The sequence below is a fragment of the Rhizobium etli CFN 42 genome, from assembly GCF_000092045.1.
Classification (GTDB): Bacteria; Pseudomonadota; Alphaproteobacteria; order Rhizobiales; family Rhizobiaceae; genus Rhizobium; species Rhizobium etli.
Window position 1 is genome coordinate 1 of the sequence record NC_007762.1, and the last position, 15,936, is coordinate 15,936.

Here is a 15,936-nt window from a genome sequence, read left to right on the forward strand (position 1 = left end):
CCGCCGCCTTCTCCAAGGTTTTTGGACGCGGATATCGCCTACGGAACTCTTTTGTTGGGAGCTCCCAACAGGTCGCAGCGTGGGGATAATATTGCGGTCTTCCAAATGGAGCGGGCCTATGGGAAGAGCGCATCAAGATCGGCGATCTGTGATCACCTCTGGGGCGGCGGCAGGGGAGACGGAGAAGCATTTGATGGGGACCCGTAGCGGAACTGAATTGATCGCGGTGTTAATTGTTCCTCTACTTGGCCGCAGTACGAACGCTTCACCGCAGGACGCCACCGGGTTGGAGGATTAACTTTTGGCCATCGGTAAAGATCGCTCGGCTGCGCATACGCTTGGTCTGCATGCACATAGCTTTTATCATTTCCCAGCGACCAGTCTATACGACGAGGTGGAACTCTCGCGTCATGCTGAATTGTTCGACAAATGCCACGTTTACATGCTTGGTCTATTTCCGACGATCAATTTTCTTGGAAGCCAGGTTGACGGATCTCGGCTGCGGCAAATCTTCTCAATTCTCGACAAAGGGTTCCAATTGGACTGGGATGTTCGTGAGGGAATGGACCCGGCTTCAATAGATCCGAAAAGCCCGCAGATCGCACATCAACTCTACAGCCGATTTGGAAAGCCCGACTTTTCGATTCAGTATATAGGGCAAGCCTATGGAACGGACGGATCACGCGCCGCGCTGGACCGCTTGGGGAAGCACGAGACGCTGCAGAAAATGGCAATCACGGGTGCACCAGAGGGATATCAGCTCCAGGTCCTCCTCATCGAGGTGTATTCTGCTACCGAGGTTCTGACGAAAATAAATTCATTTGTCGGTGACCGGAATTCCTTCGACAAACAATATCGAGCTCGTGAGGAGAAGATACTCGGAACTACAGCTGTCGAAAGAATTGCTCTATACGAGGCCTCTTTAATTCGTTATTTTAAACCGAAATACAACGTTCTTTTTAAGGACAGTTTTCCTTCAACAAATCACAAAATCCTACTCGATTGTTACGAGAAGGAATTCTGCCAGATCGCGGCCGAGTTCACATTCGATGATATGCCCATAACGTTGTCTTCTCCCACCATTCACCCGGCAGAGACGCATTTCGTGCTCTACGATCTCCAAACCGCTAAGAAGAGAAAGGCATTTTTTGGCTCAGAGCATGGCGTCGATGGCAACGTCGGAGCCGACAAAATGATTGGCGAAAACGAACCTGACGACAACGCAAAAATCGGGATCTTCATTCTTCCAGATCGGTGATTCAAACGCACCAACAATTAAGTCGTTCGGTGCGCGCCGCGGGAGCATTGGTCACTTTTGACGAGATGGGACTTTCATCCTTAAATAAGTCGTGCGGCCCGCCCGCTGCGACGACCGGCGCTGTTGTAGTAACTGGCTGCTTGTTGCAACGACCGATGTCGCGACTGCTCCATCGCCTCGGGCAGGGGAATGCCGCGATTCGCAGCCTCGGTCAGGTATCCAGACCGCAACCCATGCGCGGAAAACTCCCCCACCTCCAGCCCGGCCATTTTCACCCGCAACTTGACGATGTCATTGACCGCCTTCGGATCAAGCGCCCGCTTGGAAACATGGCCCCAGCGATCGATCGCCCGAAACACGCTGCCAGCGTCGATCTTGGCAGCCGCAAGCCAGGCGTTCAGCGCCTCGACCGGCCGGCCGGTGAGGTATACGACCTCGTCCTGGCCGGCGCCGGAATTCTTGGTGCGGCCGAGATGGATCGACAGCGAGGGGAGGGCGATCCCGTCGTCGCCGGTCACCGGCGCCTCGATCGTCAGCTGCTCCTTGCGCAGGCCGGCCACTTCGCTGCGCCGGCGGCCGCCGGAGGCGAAGGCGACCATCAGGATCGCCCGGTCGCGAACGTCGCGTAGGCTCTGTTCGCCGCAGGTCGCCAGCAACTTCGCCAGTACGTCGCCGGTGACCGCCTTGGCGCTCTTGCGGCGGCGCGTCCGGGGGACGGCCCGCACGGCGAGACGAAGCGCCGACTTGAGGGCAGGGGAGGCGAAGGCTCCATCAAGGCCGCGCCATTTGGTCAGCGTCGACCAACTCGCCAGCCGCCGGCGCACGGTGTCGGGCGCGTGCGGCCCTGGTGACCGGAGGAAGCCCCCGTCTCGCAAGGACTGGTCGACTGCGGTCGGCATGCCGTGCTCGGGATCGGTTTCGCGCCGTGCCGGGTCCCAGAGATGATGGGCGACGAATTTCAGCAGCAGCGCTTCCGGCGCCGGCCAGGGCAGGGGAGTTTCGGTCGCCGCCAAGCACCAGGCTTCGAGGTAGGCCAGGTCGGAAGTCAGTGCCCGCAGCGTATTGGCGCCCATCCCTTCGTTGACCAGGTGTTTGAGCGTCTCGACGTCCTGGTCGGTGAGGATTTCGGCGAGCTTGTCGCGCCGGTCGATCGGCAGCACCGCGGCGATGGTGTCGAGCGCTTCGGCCCGCCGGGCCACCGGATCCGGTGCTGCGGTCGGGGCAAGGATGATGTCCAAAGGTCGCTCCTGAATCGGTGGAATGCGGCGGTCAAAACGGTGGCGCTGACCGTGCAATGACACCGTTCTCGCTGATTTGCGGGCTTTTATCAATCACTTCCGATAAGCAGTACTTATCGGAGGTTAGCCATGCGCGCCGATGCCATAACGGACGACGGAAACAAATGCTGACGTCGCTTCCGTTTTGGAAAAGAACAACATTAATTCATATAGTTAATGACGTATAAAAATCTCAAGCTTCGGTTAACTTGCCGGCAGCGCACGCTGCGAAATGAGCCGACAGAGTATTCTGACCGAGGCTAAGCACTCAGCCAGTGGGCCGTCTGGCCTATGCCGCCTCCCGGTTCATGATTTTTGCGGTGAGCGCCGCCTTCCTGCGGAAGGAAATCGAGATCACTTTCTTTCAGAATTGATCTCCGGCCCCAGAAGATGAGTAATGGACACCCTGTTATTCTCGGGAAAATGCAATACAACCATCTGGTGATCAAGCGGCTGAGTTGCTACAGTGATACGGAGAGGAAGTCGATTGCCATTGTCCGATGGAAAGAACAGAATCCAGCACGCCGATCCAGAGAGTTGAACGACGCACTTTGATCGATGTCGATGAAGCGCATCGACCTTACCTTGCTGCGGCCATCCTTCGTTTCAATGCAGCGAATGCTGCGGTAAGGGTCGAGGTCTCGAAGCAAATTACTTTATCCGATGACGGTACCTCGCCCATCGACACGTTGATCGCAAATTTTCACCACTGCCTCTACCGTGAGAAAATCTATTCGGAGACGCTTTCCCTTCGACGGGCTCTCATCAGCGGTGTTCTCGGGCGATGACCGTCTTCCCACTGAAATTCACGCGGTTGGCTTCTGATTACCTCTTCGCTGACGACGCCGGTGGGTATTTTCGGGGAGATCGCAACTTCCTCGAGCGATACGTCGGTGGCAATTTGACCGCCTCAGACACCGAGTTTCTTCATTCGAACGGGCATGCATTCGATGAAGTCGGCGACCCAGCATATATCGGATTTGCATATCGGTGGGCACAGCGACTGCATCGTCCGCAGGAGCTGAACTACGTCATCCTCGTGCCGACACTTCGCTGCAATTTGGCGTGCGGCTACTGCCAGGTGTCGCGGGTCAACGAAAACACCAGTGGGTTTGACTGGACCGAGGACACGCTCGCCCAGGTTCTTCGTTTTCTCGATGGCATGGACACGGCAAGTGCGAAAATCGAGTTTCAAGGCGGCGAACCGCTTTTGCGATTGGATTTGCTGGAGACGGTTCGAGAGTTTGCGCGGCGCAAATTCAAGGACGTAAGCTTCACCGTTTGCACCAATCTGCAGTCTGTTTCCGATGAAGCCTGGGCGTTTCTCGACGCTTCGGACACATTGATTAGTACGTCGCTTGATGGCGAACTTTCGGCTCACCAACGGCAGCGGACAATCACATCCCGTGACACCGACCAGTTTGTTTCGAACCTTCGCTATGGGATCGGAAGGCTAGGGCAAGGTAAAGTGTCGGCGTTGCCCACGCTTGATGTCAACAATTTGCCAACCCCGAACCAGATCATTGAGACGTTCGGTGACTTCGGCTTTCGTTCCATTTTCCTCCGGCCTATCAACCATCAAGGTTTCGCTCGGAAGCGATACCGGACAATGGGCATGGATGAGCGATGGAACGACTGTCATGGCCGATTCATCGATGCGTTGATCGAGCACAATTGGACAGCAGATTTCCCTGTCGAGGAATTCTACTTCACGCATTGTCTTCGCCGGGTGCTGCGCGGCGGCCATAACCACCATGTGGACCTTCGCAACCCGAACATCCTCGGTAAGGACTACCTGGTCATCGATTTCGACGGCACGTTTTATCCGTCGGACGAAGCCAGGATGGTGACGAGAGTGGGGCAGATCGACCTGAGTGTCGGCAATCTTTGGGATGGCATCGATCAGGCAAAGCTGGATGTCCTGAATGAGGAAGCGACTAACTCGTTCCATCCAGATTGCATCCACTGTCCATACCAAGCGGCCTGCGGCATTGACGTGATCGACGACCTCTCCCGGTACGGTCGTATCGACGTGCCGAAGCGTGACACTACCTTCTGCCGACGCCATACCGCGATCTTCGACAAGATATTCGAGCTGCTCTATTCGGATGACAAAAAAGCTCACAAGAGCCTTGCGGCATGGGCCGAAATTCCGGAGTTCGATCCTTCGCTGGCTCCGATACACAGATGATCGATTTGCGGCTTAAGATCGATGACGTTCCAATCGACCATCCAAGTATCGTTCGCCTGCGCACCGACACGGTGGAGAGTGAGCATGATGCTGTCCTGATCGATCGTGACCACGAGAGTCAAATCTTCGATCTCGCGGGCTATTCGCTTCGAGTTTACTGCGATCCCCAAACTGATCTCGACGGCGACGTGCTCCTTCTAGTACCTGGTCGAAACTCGGCTCATCGATTGCTGCGAGCAGGGTCGAGGCACAACACCTTCCTGGTGACCGAGCAATGCGACCAGCTCTGCGTGATGTGCTCGCAGCCTCCGAAGAAATATCACGTCGACCTCTTCGACCAATTCACAGTCGCCGCCACCTTGGCCCCGGAAAACGCGCGCATCACGATATCTGGCGGCGAGCCGCTGCTGCACAAACGAAGACTGTTTCAATTCCTCGCAGTCGCCGCGAAGGCTCGACCCGACATCTCATTTCATGTTTTGACCAACGGCCAGTTTTTCGAACCTGGCGACATTGCCATAATTGATGGGGTCGGAAGGGAGCGCGTGTTGTGGGGCATTCCATTGTATGCGCCTCATGCCGAACTTCACGACAGCATCGTTGCAAAGCGGGGTGCGTTTGAAACGTTGTCGCAGAATTTCGTGACGCTAATGAGGGCCGGGGCGGCCGTCGAGCTTCGGACGGTTGTCCTTCAGCAGAACTGGGATGTGTTGCCACAGCTTGCGGACTACGCCTCGACCCGGCTTCCGTTCATTGATGTCTGGGCCATCATGCAACTAGAAAATATCGGTTACGGCAGAATGAATTGGGCGCATTCGTTCAAGGATACGTCGCTGGATTTCGGCCAACTGGGGAGCGCCATCAATCTCGCGATTGGGCGCGGTATTCATACTCTTCTTTATAATTTCCCGCTTTGCACGGTTCCCCCACCGTACCGGCATTTGGCACCAAGCACGATTTCAGACTGGAAGAACAAATTCCTGGAAGAGTGCGGCGAGTGTACGTTGCGCTCTACTTGTGGTGGATTTTTTGAATGGTATAAAGCTGATCAGGGATTTGGGGGACTGTCACGACAATGAAGAAGCGCAAGGTTTACCTGTTGCCGTCATTGATTGCGGCTGGGTTCATGCCGTCGAAAGGCGATGCAGCGCCACTTGTCGGCCTTACCCAAAAGAAGCCAGAACCCACTCTCTTTGAGCGGCTGCGGGTCAAGCAGGCCTACACCCTCGCTGGTCATAGCTCACATTCGAGCCACGCAAGTCATAGCAGTCATGCTAGTCACGCGAGCCATGCGTCAGGCTCTGGGGGCGGATACGTTGTGCCGCGCGGCGACTACAACAACAGCACGACCTATACGCAGCCCGACCCGACGCCGAGCTATTCGCCCAATCCGGGACCGGTCATCAGAAGTCTACCGACGACTCCCAACATACCGGCGACGACTTCGACTGGCAGCTATTCGACGGGGGTTGCCCCGCAATCCTCCGCGGTGAATACAGCCCCAATGCCCCTGAAGACGTTGCCGGGCAACTCAGACAAATTTCGGCGTATCGTTATTCAGGTTCAGACCGCTCTGGTTGCCTTCGGCTATTTCGGCGGCCCGATAACAGGGCAGGTCGACGCCGCAACGAGGGTTGGACTTAATAAAATGCAGGATGCCTATGGGCTGAAGGTGACCGGAACGATCACGCCTCAAGTTCTCACAGCTTTTGGTATTTCAACAAACTGATCCGATCAGATTAGGGAGGGAGCGATGCGCTCGTCTGTTTTCATTTCCTGCCTGATTTCATTGGCCGCGCTAATCGCAAGCCCCAGTCACGCAGCGATCAGATTTGCCCACGTGAAAGCGGCGAACAACGACATCTTGTTGATTCAAGGAACGTTCGAGCCCAGCGATCTTCCTGATAAGCTCGAAGCCGAAATCAAGAACAGCGCTCCGAAATTCATCGCGTTCAATTCGCCGGGCGGTGATACAGATGCCGCGATCGGATATGGCCGGGCTATTCGTCGGATGAAGATTTCGACGCTGCAAGTTTCGGGTTCGAAGTGCGAGTCTGCATGCTTACTCGCTTTTGCCGGTGGAGTGCGGCGTTATGCGGAAGACGCCTCGATGCTCGTTGATCGAACACTTCTCTCGCCGGGAAGCTCGGGCCTGCAAACCGGAACCGAAAGATACAAGGCCTACCTTGCGGACATGGGCCTCGACCCCACCTTGTTCACGTTTGTCACCAGTCTGGCCGACGGTGATCGACGGGTGCTGTCGCTGATCGACATGGCTGGCTTTGGTCTCGTGACGGGGCAGCCTACCCCCTATGTGGCACCGACGGCGGAAGAAACTGCCGTATCCAACGAGGCGCCCTCGACAGCATTGAACGGAGCCGCGCTCCAGTTTTTCCTGGAAACACAGCGGACCTGGTCGACGAACGAAGGAATGTCCTTCCTCGAGAACAACTATGGAGACTCCGTTGTCTATTACGGCTCCCCGCGCTCGAAGGCGGACGTCCTAAATGAGAAGCAACAGTTCGCTGAACGGTGGCCTGTGCGCATTTATGCCGTGCGGTCTGGCACAGCACACGCAGCATGCTTTGATATCTGTACCGTCGTCGCTGTGGTCGATTGGTATACCTACAGCCCCTCACGTAAAAAATCCTCCTCTGGCGCGGTGAACGCGGTGATGACATGGGACCCCGCGACCCACAAAATTCTGGCGGAGAACGGTAAGATCACGACCAAGGATAATTCGGTAGCTGGACCAGATCGGATTATTCGTCGCTGGCTGACCGACAACGCTGCGTGCTCGTTGTCCTACGCGCAGGACGCTTGTAATTCACAAGCACTGCTTCTGACGGAATTGAGCAACAGCGGCTGGTGCCGCAAAGCCGATGCGACTTGGGGACCGTGCACTCTTCAATAGGTCCGACCACCAAACGCGGGCGGGGGCTGGAAGGTGTTCTGCACCTTGGGCTTGGTTGCTGGACGCGAAACTGGACGTTGACCAAGCAGCTCCTTCGGTACCCATCCCATCGCTGACGGACCACCAGAGACATGGACCCATCCGCTTTCCGTCTCAAGGATGGCGAGCAAAGCATTCTGGCCGACTGCCCCGACGGGGATGTATTTTGCACCGGGTCCATCCCTCAGCTGGAAGGGCTGCTTCATGTAGGCGAACTTCGGTTCCGGTGGGGCGATGTAAGGCGTGACAGGCGGCTCTGATGTCGCAACTGCCGTAGACGCGGCGGGCGCAGTCGCGGCCGCCGCGAGCGTCTCAAAGATCGCAGGATCGGGTGCGGGCTCCTGATCAGCCCGAAGGGCGGCAGGTGTCGAAGATATCTGACCATCTGCTGTCGCCGTTGCGTCAACGTTCGGTGCCTGGATGGGGGGTGCCAGGTTGCTGGTTTCCGAGGCGGAGCCAAAAGAGGTTGTGGCAGGGGCCATCGTCGACGGTGATGATGCCACCTGTGCTGAACCGGCCGCAGAGGCCGCGGGCCTTCCCGGCGTTGACGATGACGACGCAACTTGCCCCGAACCGGTGGGAACAGCGGCTTGCGTTGTGGCGGGCCTAGCCGATTTCTCCGCGTTTTGGAGTGCGGCGATAGCAATAGGAAGCCCAAAGATGCCGCCAATGATGAGGGCCATAGCAGGCACAGCGCTCTTTCGTCTCTGTGTATCCGGCAGAGGCGAACTTAGTGCCACTGGTGGCGATACTGGCGTTGCGGTCGATGGGATCGTCTTCGGTGCTTGTGAGGCCTCGATCTTTGCCCTCGCTAAAGCTTGGAAACCGGCAACAAAGCTAGCCAGCTTTCCCACTTGCGAAAATTCCAGTACCTCGTTGAGACCGCTGTCGCTTTGCAGATGAAGGGTGTCGTACAGACAGACAGGCAGTTGGCGGTTATTCCGAAAACGCCGATCGGGCCCGCCATTCTTGTTGGGGTGCTGCCAAGTGTGGTCGACGACCTTCGCGTCACGAGGGACATGACCATCTTCGATAAACCGTGACGCCTGCCAGCGAGCGCGGAGATCAGAATATGACATTGCACCGAAGCGCGAATTGTGGGCTACCAAAGCAACGTCCGGCATGAAATAGATGACCTGCTTGCCGACATGTATCGAGGGCGGCGTTATATTGCTCTTGATAACCTTGGGTAAAGCGTAGACGAGCTTCGTGGCGGTTCGCTTTACCAGGTGGGATGCGCCTGCATTTCTTTTCCAGGTCGTTAGATCGTTGATCGCACCGCCAGCCTCGATATGCCATTTGCCGGCGCAGGAGCGTAAGTCATCGAAAGCCGCGATCGTCTCCTTGTATGCCTGCTCGACCGGACCATCGATATCATAGAAGAGAACTGTCGACCGGCGGTAGGAGTCGAGCCATGACCCGATCGCCCAGGCGGGAAGGGCCGCGATCAACACCCAAATCCCCACTGGCGGCGCTTTCGCCAGCACAAGGATGCCGAGGAGGGCCGTGAGCCATCCGAAAAGAGCCGACAACCGCCATTGATTGGCCTTCGCGTTGATTTCGTCCAACACTTCGTCAAAGTTCTCGTCGCGCATCAACAAGACGTCACCGGACTCGAACTCGATCATGTTGACCGCAGGTACTTCAAAAGTGACCTGAGCGGGCGGTGGCTCGCTCACAGCCCGCTGTCGACGTTGGCCAGCATTGCCAAGTGACGTTCGATAATATAGTCCGCCTCGTCCGGCATGGATATAGTGGCCCCGAGATCCGGTACCGACCCTTAAGCCCTTCGCGCCGACAGAGACGCCGATACCTCCTTGGGAAAAATTAAACCGGAATGGTCCCGCCTTGACTGACTTGCGTATGTAGAATGGCACCCCATGCCCCCCAGTCCCATTGCAACGTGGATGTTACACAGATTCCTGGCTGCAACGAAGAATTTTGTGACTTGGCTTTTCAGGTCCGGCCCCGATCGATAGCCGCCAACAGCTCATAACGGCAAGGCAGTTCAATTCTACAAAAATTAACATCGCAGCCTGATGTGCCGGTTCGCACACATCATCGTTTTCCAAGGAACTATCCTAAGGGCAAGGTGGTCGGGATCGAGCTTCTGATCGACGAAGTCGGCAGCCGCGCGGGACGGTGACCGTGGAATTCATCGCGCGGGGGTATGTCGACAACAACAGCCGCTTGCTGATAGGTTACGCGGGAACGAGCGATGCCAGCTCGTACATGATTGCCGATTCCGATGAAGCCGCCCCTTTGTTCCGAGATGATTGCGCCCCGGGATTCCGGGATGATCTCGCCCCCCTGAGGCTGGGGTCCTGCTGGCAGTGATTGTTGTCAGTTCATTCGTGTAGCGAGTCAAGATTTCCGGCGCTGATTTCGCCGCAAGCTTTCCCCGGATAGGTCTATGCGATGGGCGTTGTGAACGAGGCGATCGAGGATGGCATCGGCGTAGGTTGGGTTGCCGATGATCTCATGCCAGGCTGATACCGGAAGCTGACTGGTAATGATTGTCGAGCGGCGGCCGTAGCGATCCTCGAGGATCTCCAGAAGGTCGTGGCGAGCCTGCTCGTTGAGCGGTTCCAGACCCCAGTCATCGAGGATCAAGAGCTGGACGTGCCCGAGGGTTCGCTGCAGCCTTGCATAGCGGCCATCGCCGTGAGCGAGAGCAAGATTGGCAAACAGCCGCGGCACGCGCTGATAGAGAACCGAGCGATCATCGCGGCAAGCCTTGTGCCCGAGCGCACAGGCCAACCAGCTTTTTCCGACGCCAGATGGCCCGCAGATCGCGAGGTTGTCGTGGGCATCGATCCAGTCGCCGCCGATCAGCTTCATGAACAGCGCCCGATCGAGACCGCGCTCGCTGCGGTAATCGACATCCTCAGGCACAGCATGGTGGCGCAGTTTGGCAAACCGCAGACGGGCGGCAAGCTTGCGATCGTGGCGCGAGCTCCATTCTCGTTCGAGCAGCAGCCCGAGCCATTCGGCATGGGAGAGTTGTTCGCTCTCGCCGTTGCTGATCAGTTCGTTGAACGCCTTGGCCATGCCGGTCAGGCCCATGGCATTCAATTTATCAAGGGTGGGATGTGCAAGCATATGTCGTCTCCTCAGTGGTAATAGCGGGGGCCGCGGATGTTGGAGTGATTGATCGGCTCGGGTGATGCTGTGCTTGATGACGAAGATCGGTCGAGGTGATTGTCGAGAATGGAGCGCACCGATCCATAGGTTCGAGCGCCGATTTCCAATGCTCGGCCGCAGGCCGCGTTGACCCTCTCGCGTTCGAATGCTTTGACGAGGCGGATAATGCCCAGGCAGGCTCTGTAGCCCTGTTCCGGATGCGGCCGATCAGCGAGAATACGCTCGCAGAGCAATGCAACGTCCGATCCGATTGCCGACGCCTCGCGGCTAATGCGCTCTATCGTCCAGTCGGCAAAGCGGCGATGGGATGATGGCATGTGCTCGGGAGTTGTCGTGTGCTTGCCATTGCCGCTCGAACGCCGGTGGGCGGCAATCCGCTCGCCCTTGTAGAAGATCTCGATGGTATTGGCGGTGATGCGTGCCTCGACTTGCTCACGGGCAAAACGATAGGGCACGGAGTAATAGTGCTTGTCGATATCGACATGATAATCGAGCCCAGCCCGGCGTATCTTCCATTCAGCAAAGACGTATCGTTCGACGGCAAGCGGCCGCAGGGCCGGATAGTCGATCTCTTCAAACAACTGTCGCCTTGTGCGCCCGACACGACGCAGAACACGGGTGTCGTTGAGATCGGCGAGCAATTCCATGATTGCCGCATTGACGTCGGCAAGGCTGTAGAAGACGCGGTGGCGCATTCGGCCAAGCAACCAGCGCTCGACAATGCGAACCGCTGCCTCCACTTTCGCCTTGTCCCGCGGCCGGCGTGGTCGCGTCGGAAGAACAGAGCTTCCGTAGTGAGCTGCCATCCCGGCATAGGTGCGATTGACCTGCGGATCAAAATGGCAGGCCTTGATCACGGCCACTTTGGCGTTGTCAGGGACAAGCAATGCCGGCGCGCCACCAAACGCCTCAAGCGCCAGCAGGTGGCACTCAATCCAGTCGGGAAGTGTTTCGCTCCAGCGGGCGTGTGCAAATGACAGGCTCGATGCCCCCAACACCGCAACGAACAGATGCGCCTGTCGCGTCTTTCCCGACAATCTGTCGACGACCACCGTCACTGTGTCGCCGGCATAATCGACGAACAGCTTTTCGCCAGCCGCATGATCCTGGCGCATCGTCACCGGCAGCTTCACCGCCCAAGCGCGATACAAATCACAGTAGCGGCTGTAGCGATATCCATCGGGATGAAGGCCGATATACTCGTCCCAGAGGATCTGCAGCGTCACATGCTTGCGCTTCAGCTCCCGGTGAACATGCGCCCAATCCGGCTCGACACTGCGACGGTGACCGGTCTTCGTGCCGGCAGCCTTATAGAGAGCCGCCTCCAACACCGCATCGCTGACATCGTCGCCCAAAGGCCTGGAAAGTCCGGCACGCTCCAAACGGCGCAACGTCTCGCGCACCGTCGAGGGCGCCGTACCAACGCGCACCGCAATCGACTTGTGGCCAAGGCCTTCCTCAAATCTGTATCTCAGAATCTCGCGGACACGCCGCATCTTTAGTCTCTCCGCTGGCATCGCGTTCCTTCCTCTCGAGCAACTGAAAGGAAGAACGTCTCACCAGCAGGACACCCCGACAAACAGCCCCAATGAGGGGGCGGCATCATCTCGGAACAAGGGGGCGGTTAATTCTCGGAATTGGGGGGCGGCATCATTTCGGAATGCGGGGGCGGATTGCCTCGGAATCTGCATACATGATTCGACGAATGTTTCGTTCAGACCACCGTCAGGTTAATTCGGTTTAACGAAAAATTCCTTGCAACAAATCATGGGGTACGATAGTTATTCGGCCGGGCCTGGCCCACGAGATCGCCTTTGCGGTCGCCCAAAAGCCTCGATGGAAACATCGGAGGCTTTTTGAGTTTTTAGGTCTTCCGCTCGATATTCTCAAAGCAGCTATATTTGGATCCGAGCATCGGCCGCTCGTCTTCCTTAATACGGCAGTCAATCAGCTTTCCATCGCCGATCAGGCGCTGGTAAGGACGATTGCTGGCATGATAGCCGCCCATGCAGATCGGCCAAAGATACAGATCCGCCAGTTGTGCCATCGGTGAAGTCTTCCGCTTGGTCTTGAACTCGTAGAGCGCCTGGGTAAACCGCTCGGGGGTCAAGGGGCCATACTTATCGGAATTGTCCTTAGCGAACGGCATTCCCTCCGCCTTTAGAGCCTTGTAATAGCCCTCTAGGTCCGCATCTTCGGCCTTGTTGCAGCGCTCAGGATGCACGCGCAGCTTCATGCCTTGGGCGATAGCGTATTTCGCGGCGCGTTCGACGACGACAGTGAAGGCGGTTTTGCAGAGCATCCAAGGATTCTGCTTGTACTGCTCGAGGTATCGTCCACAGTATCCGGGACGGTCGACAGTGCACGCGATACCCACCACGGGCGCCTCTCGCATTAGAATGTAAAGTTCTTCGTAGAATGCTCCCAGCTTGTCCTTCTCCCAGCCCCGCAGGAAATCGAAGTTCTCGTTCTGCGATCTGATTTCCGACGAGTGCAAGGGCGCCGTGATTTCCCATTTCTCGCAGAACTTTGCGTGAAGATCTCGGGCGTTGTCCTCTTCGTCACTTCGAACCAGGATTCCACCGAGTGCGAACCAGTCATACCCGTGCGCCGCTTTCTTCCCGACCTTGTGGGTGGGATGTCTAGTTCCGGAATCGTCGAGGTAGAGGTTCAAGGTGACAGGCAAAGCAATCTCTCGTGGCAGTCCATAGGATTCGTTCAACTCGACTACTAATACCCGCAAATACATAATTTTTGCTCACTACCATCCACCTTGATGTCGCTTAGCACCTGCTCAAGCTTGCGGCGGTTGGTGAGGAATATCGCACGAAGCTGGGGGCAGTCAGGCGGCTGATTCAATCCTGACGAAGGCGGTCGGCAGAATGGTCAAGAACAGCAGCCAGTGGTACGTCAGCTTTCCATATACATCGGCCACGTCGGCTTCGATCAATGAACTGGTCTCCCGGATACAAATCAGGTGGTTGCCATCGTAGGCTAGATAAAAATGTGCGGAATCCAGATCTCATTGCGCCGTCAGATCAGCCGGCGTTGCAGCGCGACCTTGCTCCAATTAACCCGATCGGTGAGAAAATGAGTTTCCTAGCCTTTTCACTTAGGACATAGGGCTTCGATGATCGCGGGGAGATATTTCCGCACCTGGTCGCGGTCGCTCTCCTTCTCATTCTCGGACAGCTCCGCATATGGCGTCGCGATCTGACGATCCCACTGCGCGACAAGGTCGGCAGGTATTAGCAGACTTCCATCGGTCTGCCGGATTCCCTTAGCATGCATGTACTTCTGCCAGTGCGACCAGCGCTCGTGTTCGATATGCGCTAGGCCTTCCAAAGTGCGCTGCAGGGCCTCTTCAATTTCTTTCCGTTTCATCAGCCGTCTATATCAGATCCTTCGCCGCCAGCCGCCTGTAGTGCTCTCCGAGGGCAGTCAGTCGAACAGTCTTCGACTCCATGGCGGCATGCCACATGTGCGGAGCTTCCTCGGGGACCAGCAAGCCGACGCGGTTGTACTTCTGCAGGATAGCAAAGATGGCGTTGTGATCCGGATCGGGAGCGGGAATGCCTCGTGGATCGGTCGCCCACGTGTCCGGCCGCTCCGGCTCGTAGGTGGGGTCAAGGTGCATCTGGTACCCAGCCGACGGGAAGAATTCGGAAATCCTCCGCAGCTCGCCGAGCTCAAGCGGCGGCCGAACCTTCCGCAGAGACACGAAGCGCTTCACGTTGGTTTTGAAAACAGGGCGTTGTGCCCATGGCCCGAGTGACTGATCGACATGAGCGTACACGCCGCCAGGGGTGACTTCACCAATCAGGTTGGCTGCAGCCCCGCCAAGCGCGTCTACCAGAAGGGAAGTGAAGACCCCGGCACCGTTCTCCTCGCTGGCATACTGCTCGTCGGTGGAGGCTGTGAGAATGCTGACGCCATCGCTGATCTCCGCAACCTTCTGCTGAAGCGCGCTCCCTCCAGCTACGCCGCTATGGCAACTGTCGAGGATGATGACACGGTTGGCGATCTTAGAATTGTTGGCCATCGTCATGATCTCCGCCAGCGAGACGCCGTCGTTGCCGGTCTTCACCTCGGACGAGCAGAGATAGCCGCCCGTCGCCTCGACGTGCCCGTGACCCGCGAAGTAGAGCAGCGAGACCTCGCCATCTCCAGCGAAAAGCTCCTTGATCGCGATCCGAAGCTCTTCCCTCGGAACCATGTCATTTGGGCCGGTGCCTGTGATATGGCGGACGCCGAAATTCACCGATCCGTCAGCATGGCGGTCGAGCATGGATTTGACCGCGAAGGAATCGTTCACACACCCATAGAGCGGCGACACATTATCGTAGTAGTCAATGCCGACGACGAGAGCTTTGCGCATTTAGAGGCTATCGATCCAGTTCGCGATATTGTCCCAAGTCCAGACCATGGTATTTAGGCCTTCGATCTTGGTGCGGTCGTCCTTGTAGCACCACATCCCGCGCACCAGCTTTCCCTCTTCCCTTGCGCACTTGATCTCCCACTTCTGACCACTCGACTTGAGTGAGTTCTCACTGACGAGAACAAGCACGCTGTCTGACCGCCTGATGCGGGTTCGCACGCGCGCTTTCCAATCCTCATCGTAAGCTTCCTTCACCGACATATCCACGTATTCGAATGGGGAGCGGGTATTGAGTGACTGACCCTTGAGGTAGTCGCGGCAACGAACGTCTTCGATCGCAAATGCTACAAAAACAACTTTCTTGTCGGCCATGCGTGCCCCACCTTCCGACTGATTCTCTTTCTGGAACACTATCAAAAAATCCGAGCGAGTAGTAACGACGACGAGCAGAAAAAGTTGTTCTTGCCGGTCTTCAGCCCCCGCCGCCGCCCCTACGGCCTCGGTCAATCAAGAGCGCCTTTAGCAAAATTGGTCGTTTTTGTTGGCGACATCGCCGCTTTCAGCGTCGCTGGTCTCAGCCGGTCTTAGTACCGGCTTGGCGGTTGCCGAACCTGTCGAACTCGGACTTTGAATCGATGCCCTGTTCGACATCGAGCGGGATATCAACGGGCTTGCCGCCGCCGATTAACGCTTGGAGCGCCGCCGCAGTCACGTTTACCGCTCATCGACGATCTG

Annotated in this window: 15 protein-coding genes; 6 read left to right on the forward strand and 9 right to left on the reverse strand. The window is 57.0% G+C overall.

The features are described from left to right. Positions 1 to 301 precede the first annotated feature (301 nt). On the forward strand, positions 302 to 1,258 hold the full coding sequence (locus RHE_RS21100; protein ID WP_011427306.1) for a hypothetical protein: 957 nt from the start codon (positions 302 to 304) through the stop codon (positions 1,256 to 1,258). Positions 1,259 to 1,338: 80 nt separating this feature from the next. On the opposite strand, the gene RHE_RS21105 is transcribed toward RHE_RS21100, so the two are convergent. After that, complete coding sequence (locus RHE_RS21105) at positions 1,339 to 2,496, reverse strand: site-specific integrase (RefSeq protein ID WP_183740841.1); 1,158 nt, start codon at positions 2,494 to 2,496, stop codon at positions 1,339 to 1,341. A 539-nt stretch (positions 2,497 to 3,035) separates the two neighbouring features. On the opposite strand from RHE_RS21105, the gene RHE_RS21110 reads away from it, so the two are divergent. From RHE_RS21110 to RHE_RS21130, 5 genes are read left to right on the forward strand one after another with little or no spacing between them, the layout of a single operon-like run. Continuing rightward, a complete protein-coding gene (locus tag RHE_RS21110) occupies positions 3,036 to 3,323 on the forward strand; it encodes a hypothetical protein (RefSeq protein ID WP_063503094.1) in 288 nt (95 codons plus the stop codon). Next, complete coding sequence (gene hxsB / locus RHE_RS21115; RefSeq protein ID WP_011427308.1) at positions 3,320 to 4,726, forward strand: His-Xaa-Ser system radical SAM maturase HxsB; 1,407 nt, start codon at positions 3,320 to 3,322, stop codon at positions 4,724 to 4,726. The genes RHE_RS21110 and hxsB overlap by 4 nt, the downstream gene beginning before the upstream one ends. After that, a complete protein-coding gene (hxsC, locus tag RHE_RS21120; protein WP_011427309.1) occupies positions 4,723 to 5,805 on the forward strand; it encodes a His-Xaa-Ser system radical SAM maturase HxsC in 1,083 nt (360 codons plus the stop codon). Before hxsB ends, hxsC begins: the two co-directional genes overlap by 4 nt. Beyond that, the gene (gene hxsA / locus RHE_RS21125) at positions 5,802 to 6,455 is read left to right on the forward strand and encodes a His-Xaa-Ser repeat protein HxsA (protein WP_011427310.1); all 654 of its coding nucleotides are present in this window, start codon (positions 5,802 to 5,804) and stop codon (positions 6,453 to 6,455) included. Before hxsC ends, hxsA begins: the two co-directional genes overlap by 4 nt. Positions 6,456 to 6,479: 24 nt before the next feature. Then, positions 6,480 to 7,640 carry a COG3904 family protein gene (locus tag RHE_RS21130; protein ID WP_011427311.1) on the forward strand — a complete coding sequence of 387 codons (1,161 nt, stop codon included), beginning with the start codon at positions 6,480 to 6,482 and terminating at the stop codon, positions 7,638 to 7,640. Here the strand turns inward: RHE_RS21130 and RHE_RS21135 are convergent. The 8 genes from RHE_RS21135 to RHE_RS34085 all read right to left on the reverse strand — a co-directional run bounded on the left by RHE_RS21135 (position 7,634) and on the right by RHE_RS34085 (position 15,913). Then, positions 7,634 to 9,556 carry a DUF4236 domain-containing protein gene (locus RHE_RS21135; RefSeq protein ID WP_011427312.1) on the reverse strand — a complete coding sequence of 641 codons (1,923 nt, stop codon included), beginning with the start codon at positions 9,554 to 9,556 and terminating at the stop codon, positions 7,634 to 7,636. The two genes, RHE_RS21130 and RHE_RS21135, sit on opposite strands and share 7 nt — an antisense overlap. 487 nt (positions 9,557 to 10,043) lie before the next feature. Beyond that, the gene (gene istB / locus RHE_RS21140; RefSeq protein ID WP_007539334.1) at positions 10,044 to 10,781 is read right to left on the reverse strand and encodes an IS21-like element ISRel16 family helper ATPase IstB; all 738 of its coding nucleotides are present in this window, start codon (positions 10,779 to 10,781) and stop codon (positions 10,044 to 10,046) included. A gap of 11 nt (positions 10,782 to 10,792) precedes the next feature. Then, positions 10,793 to 12,319: an IS21-like element ISRel16 family transposase gene (istA, locus tag RHE_RS21145; RefSeq protein ID WP_011427313.1), complete on the reverse strand. Its 1,527-nt coding sequence runs from the start codon at positions 12,317 to 12,319 to the stop codon at positions 10,793 to 10,795. A gap of 368 nt (positions 12,320 to 12,687) precedes the next feature. Next, positions 12,688 to 13,545 (reverse strand): DUF3800 domain-containing protein, encoded by an 858-nt coding sequence (locus tag RHE_RS21150; RefSeq protein ID WP_166486932.1) that lies wholly within the window; start codon positions 13,543 to 13,545, stop codon positions 12,688 to 12,690. Positions 13,546 to 13,931: 386 nt separating this feature from the next. Continuing rightward, the gene (locus RHE_RS21155) at positions 13,932 to 14,207 is read right to left on the reverse strand and encodes a hypothetical protein (protein ID WP_042119506.1); all 276 of its coding nucleotides are present in this window, start codon (positions 14,205 to 14,207) and stop codon (positions 13,932 to 13,934) included. A gap of 7 nt (positions 14,208 to 14,214) precedes the next feature. Continuing rightward, positions 14,215 to 15,201, reverse strand: coding sequence for a caspase family protein (locus RHE_RS21160; protein WP_011427315.1), 987 nt, complete (start codon positions 15,199 to 15,201; stop codon positions 14,215 to 14,217). Then, positions 15,202 to 15,573 carry a TIR domain-containing protein gene (locus tag RHE_RS21165; RefSeq protein WP_042119579.1) on the reverse strand — a complete coding sequence of 124 codons (372 nt, stop codon included), beginning with the start codon at positions 15,571 to 15,573 and terminating at the stop codon, positions 15,202 to 15,204. It lies immediately after the preceding gene. Positions 15,574 to 15,775: 202 nt separating this feature from the next. Next, a complete protein-coding gene (locus tag RHE_RS34085; protein WP_176539351.1) occupies positions 15,776 to 15,913 on the reverse strand; it encodes a hypothetical protein in 138 nt (45 codons plus the stop codon). Between the last annotated feature and the right edge of the window lie 23 nt (positions 15,914 to 15,936).

Coding starts and splice junctions, on each gene's coding strand:
- istB (WP_007539334.1), bottom strand. CDS start 10,781: ATGCTTGCACATCCCACCCTTGATAAATTGAATGCCATGGGCCTGACC.
- RHE_RS21110 (WP_063503094.1), top strand. CDS start 3,036: ATGGAAAGAACAGAATCCAGCACGCCGATCCAGAGAGTTGAACGACGC.
- RHE_RS21160 (WP_011427315.1), bottom strand. CDS start 15,201: ATGCGCAAAGCTCTCGTCGTCGGCATTGACTACTACGATAATGTGTCG.
- hxsA (WP_011427310.1), top strand. CDS start 5,802: ATGAAGAAGCGCAAGGTTTACCTGTTGCCGTCATTGATTGCGGCTGGG.
- hxsC (WP_011427309.1), top strand. CDS start 4,723: ATGATCGATTTGCGGCTTAAGATCGATGACGTTCCAATCGACCATCCA.
- istA (WP_011427313.1), bottom strand. CDS start 12,319: ATGCGGCGTGTCCGCGAGATTCTGAGATACAGATTTGAGGAAGGCCTT.
- RHE_RS21155 (WP_042119506.1), bottom strand. CDS start 14,207: ATGAAACGGAAAGAAATTGAAGAGGCCCTGCAGCGCACTTTGGAAGGC.
- hxsB (WP_011427308.1), top strand. CDS start 3,320: ATGACCGTCTTCCCACTGAAATTCACGCGGTTGGCTTCTGATTACCTC.
- RHE_RS21165 (WP_042119579.1), bottom strand. CDS start 15,573: ATGGCCGACAAGAAAGTTGTTTTTGTAGCATTTGCGATCGAAGACGTT.
- RHE_RS21130 (WP_011427311.1), top strand. CDS start 6,480: ATGCGCTCGTCTGTTTTCATTTCCTGCCTGATTTCATTGGCCGCGCTA.